Source organism: Streptomyces sp. Z423-1, assembly GCF_013009255.1.
In the GTDB taxonomy this organism is placed as follows: Bacteria; Actinomycetota; Actinomycetes; order Streptomycetales; family Streptomycetaceae; genus Streptomyces; species Streptomyces gossypiisoli.
The window spans coordinates 7,195,282-7,207,631 of record NZ_CP053109.1 but is presented as its reverse complement, the minus strand read 5'-3'; the positions used below and the strand labels follow the sequence as shown (position 1 = coordinate 7,207,631).

Here is a 12,350-nt window from a genome sequence, read left to right as displayed (position 1 = left end):
TCCACCGTACGACCCCCCACTGACAACAGGCTTCGATCAGCGGTTTTGCGGTGTGCGGGAGCCGCTGCGGGCCGGGTACCGGCGGGTGCGGAGCGTGAGCCGGCGGGTGTGGTGCGGCAGCGAGGCGTGGGCGGGAACGCCGGGCTTGGGTTCGGGGCGGGGCAGGGCGGGCCTGCCCATGACCATCAGCGGGTCGAACAGGACGACGACGGCCGCGAGGAGCAGCAAGGCGAGCGGGCCGATCAGCATCGGGGCGAGCAGCGCGGCGGGCGAGTCGCCCGTGGCGGGGTCGGCGGTGCCGTGCAGGTGGACGCGGAGGGCGGCCATGCCCGTGTAGTGCATGCCGCTGACCGCGAGCCCCATGACGAGGCTGGCGCCCACGCTCCACAGGAACCCTCTGACCTGTCCGGCCGCCCACAGGGCGGCGGTGGCGGCGACCATGGCTATGAGGACGGAGGCGGCGACGGTGAGCGTGTTATACTCCAGCTTTCCGTTCAGCCGCATGCCGGCCATGCCCAGGTAGTGCATGGACGCGATGCCGAGGCCGGTGACGGTGCCGCCGGTGAACAGGGCTGTGCCGGACGCGCCCCGATAGCCGACGATGAAGATCCCGATGCCCACCATCAGGATGGCGACGCCCAGGCTGGCGTACGTCATCGGCTTGTCGTAGTGGATCGCGGCCTCCCGGACCGTGAATCCCATCATCGCGATGAAGTGCATGGTCCAGATGCCGGAGCCGATCGCCATGGAGCCCAGGGCGAGCCAGCCCGGGCGCCAGGAGCCGGCCACGAGCAGGGACCTGGTGGTGCAGCGCAGGCCGAGGGCACCGCCGAGGCAGGCCATGACATAGGCCGCCAGCGGTGTGACGAGGCCGTAGCTGAATCCATCGACCGTGCCCTGCATGCGCGGCTGCCCTTCCGCCCCGTTCCGTCCCGGAATTCCGTGAAATGCTCCCCCTCCCAGAACCGCCCGAGCGGTCAGGGTTGAGGCAGAGAGTATGACTCGCACCGGAATGGTCGAACGACTTTCCGGCAAAGAAACACGCCTCTGCCCCAGTTGTGCGGCACCGGTGAGCGGCCTCGGGCAGCTCTAGGCAAACTGTGTCCGTCCTGTATCCCTCCGGCGTTGGCCCTCCGCACGCGCTGGGGGGCAGTGACGTTCCGGCGCCGGTTCGGGCGGGCGTTGTCAGTGGCGGGTCGTACGGTGGGCGCATGGACAGCCATGGGCAGTACGAGCAGCAGGTCGTGTGGGCCGTCGTCGCCAGTGACATCGGTCCGCTGCTGCTGGCCGCGACCGGCGAGGGCCTGGTCAACGTCGTGTTCCACGCCACGGACCCGGTGCGCGACAAGGCGCTGGCCCGGCTGGCGTCCCGGCTGGGCGCCGACCCGGTCGAGGCACCCGGCTCCCCGCTGCTGGCTGAGGCGATACGTCAGGTCCGGGCCTATTTCGCGGGTCGGCGCCGCGACTTCGAGCTGCCGCTGGACTGGTCGCTGATCTCGGGCTTCAACCGCCAGGTGCTGCGCGAGCTGGCGTCCGGCGTGCCGTACGGCACGGTCGTCGGGTACGGCGATCTGGCCGACCGGGTCGGTCAGCCGGGCGCGGCCCAGGCGGTGGGCACGGCGATGGGCGCCAACCCGCTGCCCGTGGTCGTGCCCTGCCACCGGGTCGTGGAGAGCGACGGCGGCATCGGCGGCTTCGGCGGCGGTCTGGAGGCCAAGCGGAAGCTGCTGGCGTTGGAGGGCGTGCTGCCCGAGCCGCTGTTCTGAGACCGAGCGGCCCGGGCATACGGCTCAGGCGTAGTGGCGTGCCTCGAAGAAGTTGCCGTCCGGGTCACGGAAGTAGAAGTTGCGCCGGGCGTTGCCGCGGGCGCCGAAGGAGTCGTGGCCGATGTCCGTCAGGGGGACCGAGCGTTCCTGAAGGCGGTCGCGCAGGGCGTTGAAGTCGTCCTCGGACAGTGCGAGGCAGACGTGGTTCACGGGGTGCCCGGAGCTGTCCGGCGCACCGGGGAGCATCGTCATCCGCTCCGCCGCGGTGAGCGGCATCAGGTCGATGATGGTGTCGTCGTTGACGCGCACCGAGGGGAAGGGCACCTGGCCCGCGGCGAACTCGGTGAGCCTGACCGGCTCCAGGCCGACCGCCTTCTCGTAGAAGTCGGCGGCGGCGACCGGGTCACGCACCCAGAGGACGACGTGGTCAAGACGTGTCGTGTTGTCCGTCATGCCCCCAGGCTGGTGTCGTCCCGCAGCGGCCGCAAGGGTTTGACGGGGCACGCCGCCCGCCAGAGATGAGGGAAGACCAACAGAAGGAGGCAGGCGCGTGACGCTGGTGGTGTCCGAAGAGGTGAGGGAGGCGGTCGACGCACGCCGGCCCGTGGTGGCCCTGGAGTCCACGATCATCGCGCACGGGCTGCCGCGTCCACGCAATCTGCGGGTGGCGCTGGAGCTGGAGGAGGCGGTACGGCAGGAGGGCGCCGTACCGGCCACGATCGCCGTGCTGGACGGACAGCCGCGGGTCGGCCTGGACAAGGAGCAGCTGGAGCGGATCGCGAACGAGGACGGCATCCGCAAGCTCGGCCACCGTGATCTGCCGCTGGCCGTGGCCGCCGGGGCCAGCGGGGCGACCACGGTGTCCGCGACCGCGCTGCTGGCGGCACTGGCGGGCCTACGGGTGTTCGCGACGGGCGGGCTCGGCGGGGTGCACCGGCAGTGGACGGTGACGCAGGACGAGTCGGCCGACCTGAGTCTGCTGGCGCGCACGCGGATCACGGTGGTGTGCGCGGGCGTGAAGTCGATCCTGGACGTGCCGGCGACGCTGCAGCGGCTGGAGACGCTGGGCGTGGCGGTGGCCGGGTACGGCACGGACCGCTTCCCCGGCTTCTACCTCTCGGACTCCGGGCACCCCGTGGACTGGACCCTGGACAGCCCGCAGCAGGTGGCCGACGTCATGCGGGCCCAGGACGCCCTCGGCGGGCCCGAGTCGGCACTTGTTGTGGCCAACCCGGTGCCGGAGGCGGAGCAGCTGGATCCCGAGCTGCACGCACGCGTGCTGGCCGACGCGCTGCACGCGTGCGAGGCGGAGGGCATCACCGGCCAGGCCGTCACGCCGTTCCTGCTCGACTATCTGGTACGGCACACCGAGGGTGCCTCGCTGAGCGTCAACCTGGCGGCGGTGCGCGGCAACGTACGGCTGGCGGCGCGGATCGCGGCGGCCTGGGCCAGGGCGTGAGCGGGTCGGGGCACGGCTCGCCGAGCGGCGCTTGCTGGTCGCCGGGGATGTGGTGACGGACGTCGTCGCCCGGCACCGGGGACCACTGGCAGGGGGCACGGACACGGCCGCCGAGATCCGGACGCTGCCCGGTGGCGCGGGCGCCAATGTGGCCTGCTGGGCGTCCCATTGGGGATGCGCTGACGTGCGGCTGCTCGGGCGGGTGGGCTCGGAGTCGGTGGCGTGGCACGAGCGGGCGCTGGCCGCGGCGGGGGTGCGTGCCCATCTGGTGGTCGACCCGCAGGCGCCGACCGGGACGGTGATCTGCCTGGTGGACTCGGGCGCCGCGGCTGAGCGGACGTTCCTCACCGACAGTGGTGCCTCGTTGCGGCTCGATCCCGGTGACTGGTCGGACGTGCTGCTCGACGGCGTGGGGTGGCTGCATCTGTCCGGCTACCTGCTCTTCTCCGAACCGGGCCGGGCGCTGGTGGCCACGGCCTTGACGTCGGCACACGCGCGTGGGGTGCCGGTGAGCCTGGATCCGGCGTCGGCCGGGTTCCTCGCGGAGCTGGGAGTGGACCGCTTCCTGACGTCCGTCGACGGCGTGGCGGTCCTGCTGCCCAGCCGGGACGAGGCCTGCCTGCTCACCGGGTTGCCGGACGCGGCCGACGCGGCGGCGAAGCTGAGCCGCCATGTCCCGCTCGTCGTGACCAAGCAGGGCGCGGACGGTGCGCTGGTGGCCCGTTCCGGCACCGTACGCGCCCGCGTCCCCGCCGTACCGGCGACGCCCCGGGACACGACGGGCGCCGGTGACGCGTTCACCGGCGCGTTCCTCGCCGCCCTGCTGGCGGGCGCCGGGCCGGAGGCCGCGGCCGCGGAGGGATGCGTGGCGGGGGCACGAGCGGTCGAACAGGTGGGCGGCAGGCCTCCCGTGGGCCCGGCGTCCGGTGGACGCGGGACCACCATCGGCTGAGCCACGCAACTCCGCACGGCCAGGCACTGCTCGCCCTGCGGCGCCGAACACAGTCAGAACCCTCCGGCTGGGACCGGAACCGCCGTGCACCCGAGGAGCATCGACGACGAGGGGACCAACTCCCGTTTGTCCACAGCCGGAAACCAAGCGGAACGCGGGGTTTCCACAGGCTTACCCGCTGCTCATGCGGTCCTGGCACACTGGCGCGACAGGCGCAGGATTGCGGCGCGAGAGGATCCATACAAGGAGATCCAGATGTCCATGGCAGGGAATCTGCGGAGGGTCACGGGCCTCGGCAGGGTCGGTGGCCTCCGCAAGGTGGCTCGGCTGGCCCGGCGAGGCCGACGGGTCGACCTGAGCCACCCCGCGCGGTCCCCGCTGGGCTCGTCGGTGGTCAACTGCGTGGCCTACGAGGAGGGAGGCCGGCTTCCCCTCGGCGGTGACCTCGTCGACACCGTCGAGCGGGTACGCAAGAGCGGTGCGGGTTTTGTCTGGCTGGGTCTGCACGAGCCGACGGACCAGGAGTTCGCCGGGATCGCCGAGCTCTTCGACCTGCATCCGCTGGCGGTCGAGGACGCGATCGAGGCGCACCAGCGCCCGAAGGTGGAGCGGTACGGCGAGACGCTGTTCGCGGTGTTCAAGACGGTCTGCTACGTCGAGCACGAGGAACTCACGGCGACCAGCGAGGTGGTGGACACCGGCGAACTCATGGTGTTCGTCGGCCATGACTTCGTCATCACGGTGCGGCACGGCCGGCACGGCTCGCTGGGCCCGTTGCGCGAGGAGCTGGAGGCCAACCCCGACCAGCTCGCCAAGGGCCCGTCCGCGGTGCTGCACGCGGTCGCGGACCACGTCGTCGACGACTACCTCAGCGTCATCGACGCGGTGCACGCCGATATCGAGCAGGTCGAGACGGACGTCTTCGCGGAGAACGGCGCACGCGCCGATCCGGGCCGCATCTACCAGCTCAAGCGGGAACTTCTGGAGCTGAAGCGGGCCGTGGTCCCGCTGAACCGGCCCCTGCTGGATCTCGCCGACCGGCCGATGCGGGTGGTGGAGCCGGAGATACAGGCCTACTTCCGCGACGTGTCCGACCACCTGATGCGCGCGGCGGAACAGCTCGCCGGTTTCGACGAGCTGCTCAACTCGATCCTGCAGGCCCACCTCGCCCAGGTCACGGTCGCGCAGAACGAGGACATGCGGAAGATCACGGCATGGGCCGCGATCGTCGCCGTACCCACGATGGTCTGCGGGATGTACGGCATGAACTTCGACCACATGCCCGAGCTGCAATGGAAATACGGCTACGGCATGGTCATCGGCGTCATATCCGTGGCCTGCTTCGCCCTGTACCGCGGCTTCCGGCGCAACGGCTGGCTGTGACCGCCCGGGTGTGGGTAAGGCGGGCCGGCGGTCAGCGGCTCGCGCTCTTGGCGTAGACCCGTTCCGCCCAGGCGCCGACCTGGTCCTCCGTCAGATGCTGGGCGAGATCGGCCTCGCTGATCATGCCGACCAGGCGCTTGTTCTCGATGACGGGCAGCCTGCGGATCTGGTGGTCCTCCATCTCCTGGAGCACCTCGCTGACATCGGCGTTCGCGTCGATCCAGCGCGGTGTGCCCTTGGCCATCTCGCCCGCGGTGACCTTGGACGGGTCGTGGCCCATGGCCACACAGCCGACCACGATGTCGCGGTCGGTGAGGATGCCGCAGAGCCGTTCGTTCTGGTCGCTGATGGGCAGGGCCCCGACGTTGAGCTCACGCATCAGCTGGGCGGCGCGGTCGAGGGTCTGGTGCGCGGGGATCCACTGGGCGCCCCGGTGCATGATCTCTCCGGCAGTGGTCATGGAGTACCTCCCGGTGCCGGACGGCCGGCGCGGCGCGGGACGCACCGCTGGTACCGGCGCCCTTCATTCTCGTCGGGTTGCCCGGCGCACGCACCCGGGGCGGCGGTCAGGCGGAGAAACCGGTGATCTTCCGCAGGGCCACACGGATGATCACGCGGACCTCGTCGTCCTTCTCCGCGGGCGGGTCGATGCCGAGGTACTTGTGCGAGAGCTCGTACGGGAGCGCGGCGGAGGTTGCGCACGCACCTTCTGGCGGCCGTCGGTGGACGTGGTTGAAGCCGTCATGCCGACCGGCGCTCCGGTCAGCCGCTCCACGCCGGGCGGCGCGGGTCGTCGGCGCGGACGAGGACGTCGGCGGTGCCGGCGGGGTCGGTCTCGTCCTCGTAGCGCTCGAAGGCGGGGAGGGTCCAGTGCTCGGCCTGCGGGGTGCGGCGGCGCAGGGCGCCCGGGGAGAGGAGGAGATGAACACTCAGGTCGAAGGGAAACCAGTGACGCAGAAGGAGAGGGCCGTGCAGCAACAGCAGGCCACCGGGCGGCAGTTGGACGTACGGGCTGCGGGTGGCGCGGTCGGTGACCGGGTCCAGAAGGTCGGGCAGCACGCGCCCGTCGCCGCCGGGTTCGAGGGGGCCGAACACCTCGCGCCACAGGGCGCCGGTGTCGAACCAGCCGTCGTAGTAGGCGTCCACGTCCTGGTGCCCGTGCTCCAGACGGACGGAGGCCGGGCGCAGGAAGCCTTCCGTGCCGACGACCAGCGAGGGGCGGCCGCGTATGCGCAGGGCCTCGTGGACACGTGCGGCGAGGTCTCCCGGGGCGGCCGCCGGGGCGCCGTCGAAGGCGATGCGTGGCCAGGGGCTGCCGTCGGCCGGCTTCAGGTCGAGCAGGCGTTCGGCGAGGCGGTCGACGAGCCGGTCCCAGGTGATCGCTTCGAGTCGCACATGACCATGATTACGGATGCGGGGGTGGTGGAGGACATGCCCAAGGGACGGGGGCGTGGAGGGCGTGGGGCCGTGGGAATGAAGCGGATATGGCAGTGCCTGTGACTCCCTCGTCCTCCGGCGGGGGCGAGATCAGATCCCTCACCGGCTCCCGTACCGTTCCTGTCGTCATCCAGTCACTGAAGAAGAAGCGCTGTGCCAAGTGCCGGCGTGGGCCGCTGTCCCTGCTGGTCATGGAGGACGGGGTGCCGCGGTGCCTCGACTGTGCCGACCTCGGACATCTGGTGTTCCTGCCGCGCGGCGACACCGCGCTGACGCGCAGGGCGCGGGAGGAGAGTTCGCTGTCGGTGATCGTCGTGCGGTTCAATCGGCGCAAGAGCCGGTACGAGCGGCAGGGCGTCCTCGTGGAGGAAGCGGGGCTCGCCCGGGCCGAGGAGCGGTGCCTGGCGGACGCGGAGGCCCGGCGGCGGCGCCGGGCGCGGGACGCACAGCGCAGGGCGGTGGAGGACGCGCGGTTCGCGGAGGCGTTCGCGGCGGAGATCCTGCGGCTGTTGCCCGGGTGCCCACCGGAGCGGGCGCGGGCGATCGCGGCGCACGCGTCCCTGCGGGGCAGTGGGCGTGTGGGGCGGACGGCGGGCGGGCGGGCGTTGACGGAGGGTGCGGTGACGTCGGCGGTGTTGGCGGCGGTGCGGCATGTGGACACTCCGTATGACCAGCTGCTGATGAGTGGGGTGCCCAGATACGAGGCGCGGCGGAGGATCGCGGCGGCCGTCGAGTCGGTGCTGCGGGAGTGGCGGGAGGAGCGGCTCGACTCCGTCGGGTGACGTGGGCCGAGTGCGGGTCGGGTGCGGGTTGCCTGCCGGGGCGGGGCCCGGCCTGGACGCCCGCGTATGGAGCTGCGGCGTTGAGACATGGTCCGGGTCGGTGGGCCGGGATTCACTGGTGGGGAGTGGGGATGACCGGAGTGCTGGGCGGGGGCCCGGGCGGAGGTGGGAGGAGTGGGTGACGTGATCGACGGACCGTACTTCGTGCTGACGGTCGCGGGGCTGGTCGGGGCCGGGCTGGTGGCCGGGGTGTTCTGTGCCTTCTCGACGTTCGTGATGCAGGCGCTCGCCGCGCTGCCGCCCGCGCAGGGCGTCGCCGCGATGAAGGCGATCAATGTGACGGCGTTGCGGCCCGGCTTCATGATCGTGTTCCTGGGGTCGACGCTGCTGTGCGCGGTGATAGCCGTGGTGACGTTCGTGCTGTGGCCGGACGAGGGGGCCGTGGAGCTGCTGGTCGGCAGCGCGCTGTATCTGTTCGGGTGCTTCGGGGTGACCGTGCTCGCGAACGTGCCGCGCAACAACGCGCTGGTCACAGTGGACGCGGGCACCGCGGAGGCGGCCGCGTACTGGCCGACGTACGTGCGCGAGTGGACGGCGTGGAACCACGTCCGGGCGGTCGCCGCGGCCGGCGCGGTGGTGGCGTACGCGCTGGCCCTGGCGTGAGCCGCCGGGCGGGGCTCTGCGCAGGTGGCCGACGGGACGTATCGTGGCCGAAAGGGTGCCGCCGATGACGCACGGCCCGTCGTACCCCTATGCAAGGAAAACCGGCCATGGCCGATCCCAAGGGTTTCATGACCACCCCCCGCCAGGACTGGCCCCGCCGGCCGGTCGAGGAGCGGGTGCGGGACTGGAACGAGGTCTACGTCCCGGGGGCACTGCTCCCCATCATCAACCAGCAGGCGGACCGCTGCATGGACTGCGGCATACCGTTCTGCCACGACGCCTGTCCGCTGGGCAATCTGATCCCGGAGTGGAACGACCTGGTCTCCCGGGACGACTGGCGGGCAGCGAGCGACCGGTTGCACGCCACGAACAACTTCCCCGAGTTCACGGGGCGGCTGTGTCCGGCGCCGTGCGAGGCGGGATGCGTGCTCGCCATCAACCAGCCGGCGGTCACCATCAAGAACGTCGAGTGCGCGATCGCCGACCGGGCCTGGGAGGAAGGCTTCGCGCCGCCGAGTCCGCCGGAGCGGCTGAGCGGGCGGACGGTCGCGGTGATCGGTTCGGGGCCCACGGGGCTGGCGGCGGCGCAGCAGCTGACGCGGGCGGGGCACACCGTCGCCGTGTACGAGAAGGACGACCGGCTCGGCGGGCTGATGCGGTACGGGATCCCCGAGTTCAAGATGGAGAAGCACCATCTGGAACGGCGGCTGGAGCAGATGCGGGCCGAGGGGACCAAATTCCGTACGTCGACGGCGGTCGGGCGGGACATCGGGGCGGCGGAGCTGCGGTCGCGGTACGACGCCGTGGTGATCGCGACCGGGGCGACGGCGTGGCGTGAACTTCCCGTACCGGGGCGCGAGTTGGCCGGTGTGCATCAGGCGATGGAGTATCTGCCGCTGGCCAATCGGGTCTGTGAGGGCGATCTGGAGGTCTCGCCGCTGTCGGCGGCCGGGAAGCATGTCGTGATCGTCGGGGGTGGTGACACGGGGGCGGACTGTCTGGGGACGGCGGTACGGGAAGGTGCGGCGTCGGTGACGCAGCTGGACATCTACGCGCAGCCGGGGGCAGAGCGGGACGAGGATGCGGAGCCCTGGCCGACGTACCCGAAGATCTACCGGCTCTCGGCGGCGCACGAGGAGGCGCGGGATCTGCGGACCGCGCCGGCGGCGGATGCGGACGCGCGGTTGTTCGCGGCGTCGACGCTCCGCTTCACCGGGGACGCGGAGGGGCATGTGCGGTGGCTGCACCTAGTCGAGGTGGATGCGCAGCGGCGGCCGGTGTCCGGCACCGAACGCACACTGCCCGCCGACCTCGTACTGCTCGCGCTCGGCTTCTCCGGGCCCGACCGGGAGGACGGGCTCATCGACCAGCTGGGTCTGGAACTGGAGCCGCGCGGCACGATCACACGGGACGCCGGGTTCGCGACGAACGTCCCCGGCGTGTTCGCCGCGGGGGACGCGGCGCGAGGGCAGTCGCTCATCGTGTGGGCGATCGCGGAGGGGCGGGCGGTGGCGGCGGCCGTCGACCGCCATCTGACGGGGAGTTCGGAGCTACCGGCGCCTATTGGGCCGTATGACCGGCCGATGGTGGTGTGAGGGGCGACCGGCGGTTCGGGGGGCTGACGGGCTACGGGGCAGGCGGGTTCAGTCCCCACCCCGCGCCACGGCAACCGGCGTTCAGCCCCGTCTCCCCCACCCCCGACCGAGTCAGCTGCGACGCTTGTCCGTCCCCGCCACCTTCGCCGTCGACAGCGCCACCCGGTTCCACGTGTTGATCGTGCAGATCAGGGCGATGACCTGGGCCAGCTCCTGGTCCCCGAAGTGGGCCGCGGCCTCGGTGTAGACGTCGTCGGGGACGCCCGCGTCGGCCACCAGGGTGACGGCCTCGGTGAGGGCCAGGGCGGCCCGCTCCTTCGGGGTGAAGAAGTGGCGGGCCTCGCGCCACACGGCGACCATGTGCAGGCGGTCCTCGCTCTCACCGGCCTTGCGGGCGTCGTTGGTGTGCATGTGCAGGCAGTACGCGCAGTGGTTGAGGTGCGAGGCGCGGATCTGGATGAGTTCGACGAGGGCGGGGTCGAGGCCCTCACGAGCCGCCACGTCGAAGCCGATGAGGGCGCGGAAGGACTTCGGGGCGGACTTGGCGAAGTCGATCCGGGTCCGCTCGGCCTCGGCGGCGGCGATGGCGGCATCGGGGGCGGCGGGCGGCGCGTCCGTCGTGTTCATCGCGTTCATCCTGTTCATCGCGTTCGTCGTGTTCATTGCGTTCATCGAGTTCATCGAGTTCGTCGCGTTCGTCGCGTTCGTCGTCATGTCCCTCAACCTACGGCCCGCAAAGACCCGCTGTAGGGTGCACTTCCATGGCAGAAGCGTGGGTCAATTCCGCCCAGCGCATCGGCGCCGACCTGCACCTGGAGCTGGCCGGCCCGGGCGGCCGCCGCGCCGCCCTCATCCGGGCGCTGCGGGACGCCGTACGCAGCGGCCGGCTCGCCCCCGGCACCCGCCTGCCCCCGTACCGCTCGCTCGCCGCCGACCTCGGTGTCGCCCGCAATACGGTCGCCGACGCCTACGCGGAACTCGTCGCCGAGGGCTGGCTGACCGCCCGTCAGGGCTCGGGCACCCGCGTCGCCGACCGCGCCGAGCCCCTCAAGGGCAGCACCCGGGTCGCGAAGAAGACGCCCGCACGCGCGCGTGGCCCACGACACGACCTCCGGCAGGGCACCCCGGACACCTCCGCTTTCCCGCGCGCGGACTGGCTCGCCTCCTACCGGCGGGCGCTCCAGCAGGCGCCCAACGAGGTGTTCGGCCCGGGCGACCCGGCGGGCCGCCGGGAATTGCGCGAGGCGCTCACCGAGTACCTGGCACGCGCGCGTGGCGTCCGCACCGAGCCCGGCCGGATCGTGATCTGCTCCGGCTTCGCGCACGCCCTGCGGCTGCTGTTCGGACAAGGCGGGAGCGGCGTCCTGCGCGGCCCGCTGGCGGTGGAGGCGTACGGGCTCGGCTTCCACCGCGAGTTGCTGACAACGGCCGGCGTACGGACGGTCCCGCTCCCCCTGGACGAGGACGGCGCCCGCGTCGACCTGCTCACGCGCGAACGGGCCGTCCTGCTCACGCCGGCCCACCAGTTCCCGACCGGCGGCCCACTGCACGCCACCCGCCGCGCCGCCGTCATCGACTGGGCACGCGCGCGTGGGAGCGTGATCCTGGAGGACGACTACGACGGGGAGTTCCGCTACGACCGCAAACCCGTCGGCGCCGTCCAGGGTCTCGACCCGGAGCGGGTGATCCACATCGGCTCGGTCAGCAAGAGCCTGTCACCGGCACTGCGGCTGGGGTGGATGGCCCTGCCGGAGCGGTACGTCGACGGCGTCCTCGCGGCGAAGGGCGAGCGCGAGGGGTGGGCGAGCGTCCTGGACCAGCTCAGCCTCGCCGACTTCATCGCCAAGGGGTCGTACGACCGTCATGTGCGGCGGATGCGGCAGCGGTACCGCAGCCGCCGGGACCGTCTCGTCGCCACGCTCGCCGAGCACGCCCCGCACATCGAGGTGACCGGCGTCGCGGCCGGCCTGCACGCGGTGCTGCGGTTGCCGCCCGGCACCGAGCGCTCCACGGTCAAGGCCGCCGCCTGGCAGGGCGTCGCCCTCGACGGCCTCGCCGCGTTCCGGCATCCGCGGACGGACATGACCGCACGGGACGGCCTGGTCGTCGGCTACGCGACCCCCTCGGAACACGCGTACGGGGCGGCACTGGACGCGCTGTGCGACGTACTGCCGCCCCCATGACCGCCTCGGGCGTAAGCGCTTATGCACCCCCGCCCACCGGCTGCCCCCGCGAGGGACATAAACGCTTACGCATCCCGCCCACCGGGCCGCCCCCGCGAGGGACATAAACGCTTACGCATCCCGCCCACCG

At 72.0% G+C, this 12,350-nt stretch carries 13 protein-coding genes; 8 read left to right on the top strand and 5 right to left on the bottom strand.

What is annotated here, in order from left to right:
• Positions 1 to 36: 36 nt before the first annotated feature.
• Positions 37 to 903 carry an MHYT domain-containing protein gene (locus HJD23_RS32455; RefSeq protein WP_171109041.1) on the bottom strand — a complete coding sequence of 289 codons (867 nt, stop codon included), beginning with the start codon at positions 901 to 903 and terminating at the stop codon, positions 37 to 39.
• Positions 904 to 1,211: 308 nt separating this feature from the next.
• Here HJD23_RS32455 and HJD23_RS32450 point away from each other — a divergent pair, with 308 nt between their 5' ends.
• Positions 1,212 to 1,766, top strand: a complete 555-nt coding sequence (locus tag HJD23_RS32450; RefSeq protein WP_171109043.1) for a methylated-DNA--[protein]-cysteine S-methyltransferase — start codon at positions 1,212 to 1,214, stop codon at positions 1,764 to 1,766.
• Between the two features lie 24 nt (positions 1,767 to 1,790).
• Here the strand turns inward: HJD23_RS32450 and HJD23_RS32445 are convergent, their stop codons facing one another.
• Positions 1,791 to 2,219: a VOC family protein gene (locus HJD23_RS32445; RefSeq protein WP_171109045.1), complete on the bottom strand. Its 429-nt coding sequence runs from the start codon at positions 2,217 to 2,219 to the stop codon at positions 1,791 to 1,793.
• A gap of 97 nt (positions 2,220 to 2,316) precedes the next feature.
• Here HJD23_RS32445 and HJD23_RS32440 point away from each other — a divergent pair, with 97 nt between their 5' ends.
• The 3 genes from HJD23_RS32440 to HJD23_RS32430 all read left to right on the top strand — a co-directional run bounded on the left by HJD23_RS32440 (position 2,317) and on the right by HJD23_RS32430 (position 5,560).
• A complete protein-coding gene (locus tag HJD23_RS32440; protein ID WP_171109047.1) occupies positions 2,317 to 3,225 on the top strand; it encodes a pseudouridine-5'-phosphate glycosidase in 909 nt (302 codons plus the stop codon).
• A gap of 31 nt (positions 3,226 to 3,256) precedes the next feature.
• On the top strand, positions 3,257 to 4,177 hold the full coding sequence (locus HJD23_RS32435) for a PfkB family carbohydrate kinase (protein ID WP_171109048.1): 921 nt from the start codon (positions 3,257 to 3,259) through the stop codon (positions 4,175 to 4,177).
• Positions 4,178 to 4,432: 255 nt separating this feature from the next.
• Positions 4,433 to 5,560 (top strand): magnesium and cobalt transport protein CorA, encoded by a 1,128-nt coding sequence (locus HJD23_RS32430; protein WP_171109050.1) that lies wholly within the window; start codon positions 4,433 to 4,435, stop codon positions 5,558 to 5,560.
• Between the two features lie 31 nt (positions 5,561 to 5,591).
• Here the strand turns inward: HJD23_RS32430 and HJD23_RS32425 are convergent, their stop codons facing one another.
• Complete coding sequence (locus HJD23_RS32425) at positions 5,592 to 6,020, bottom strand: CBS domain-containing protein (protein ID WP_171109052.1); 429 nt, start codon at positions 6,018 to 6,020, stop codon at positions 5,592 to 5,594.
• Between the two features lie 302 nt (positions 6,021 to 6,322).
• Complete coding sequence (locus tag HJD23_RS32420; protein WP_171109053.1) at positions 6,323 to 6,955, bottom strand: uridine kinase; 633 nt, start codon at positions 6,953 to 6,955, stop codon at positions 6,323 to 6,325.
• Positions 6,956 to 7,044: 89 nt separating this feature from the next.
• On the opposite strand from HJD23_RS32420, the gene HJD23_RS32415 reads away from it, so the two are divergent.
• The 3 genes from HJD23_RS32415 (at position 7,045) to HJD23_RS32405 (ending at position 10,037) form a co-directional block, all read left to right on the top strand.
• On the top strand, positions 7,045 to 7,779 hold the full coding sequence (locus tag HJD23_RS32415) for a DUF2293 domain-containing protein (RefSeq protein WP_171109055.1): 735 nt from the start codon (positions 7,045 to 7,047) through the stop codon (positions 7,777 to 7,779).
• 183 nt (positions 7,780 to 7,962) lie between these two features.
• Positions 7,963 to 8,442, top strand: a complete 480-nt coding sequence (locus tag HJD23_RS32410) for an anthrone oxygenase family protein (RefSeq protein ID WP_171109057.1) — start codon at positions 7,963 to 7,965, stop codon at positions 8,440 to 8,442.
• A gap of 107 nt (positions 8,443 to 8,549) precedes the next feature.
• Entirely contained in the window at positions 8,550 to 10,037 is a 1,488-nt protein-coding gene (locus HJD23_RS32405; RefSeq protein ID WP_171109059.1) for a glutamate synthase subunit beta, read from the top strand.
• Between the two features lie 111 nt (positions 10,038 to 10,148).
• On the opposite strand, the gene HJD23_RS32400 is transcribed toward HJD23_RS32405, so the two are convergent.
• Complete coding sequence (locus tag HJD23_RS32400) at positions 10,149 to 10,682, bottom strand: carboxymuconolactone decarboxylase family protein (RefSeq protein ID WP_240981006.1); 534 nt, start codon at positions 10,680 to 10,682, stop codon at positions 10,149 to 10,151.
• A 116-nt stretch (positions 10,683 to 10,798) separates the two neighbouring features.
• Here HJD23_RS32400 and HJD23_RS32395 point away from each other — a divergent pair, with 116 nt between their 5' ends.
• Entirely contained in the window at positions 10,799 to 12,220 is a 1,422-nt protein-coding gene (locus tag HJD23_RS32395; RefSeq protein ID WP_171109061.1) for a PLP-dependent aminotransferase family protein, read from the top strand.
• The last annotated feature ends 130 nt before the right edge of the window (positions 12,221 to 12,350 follow it).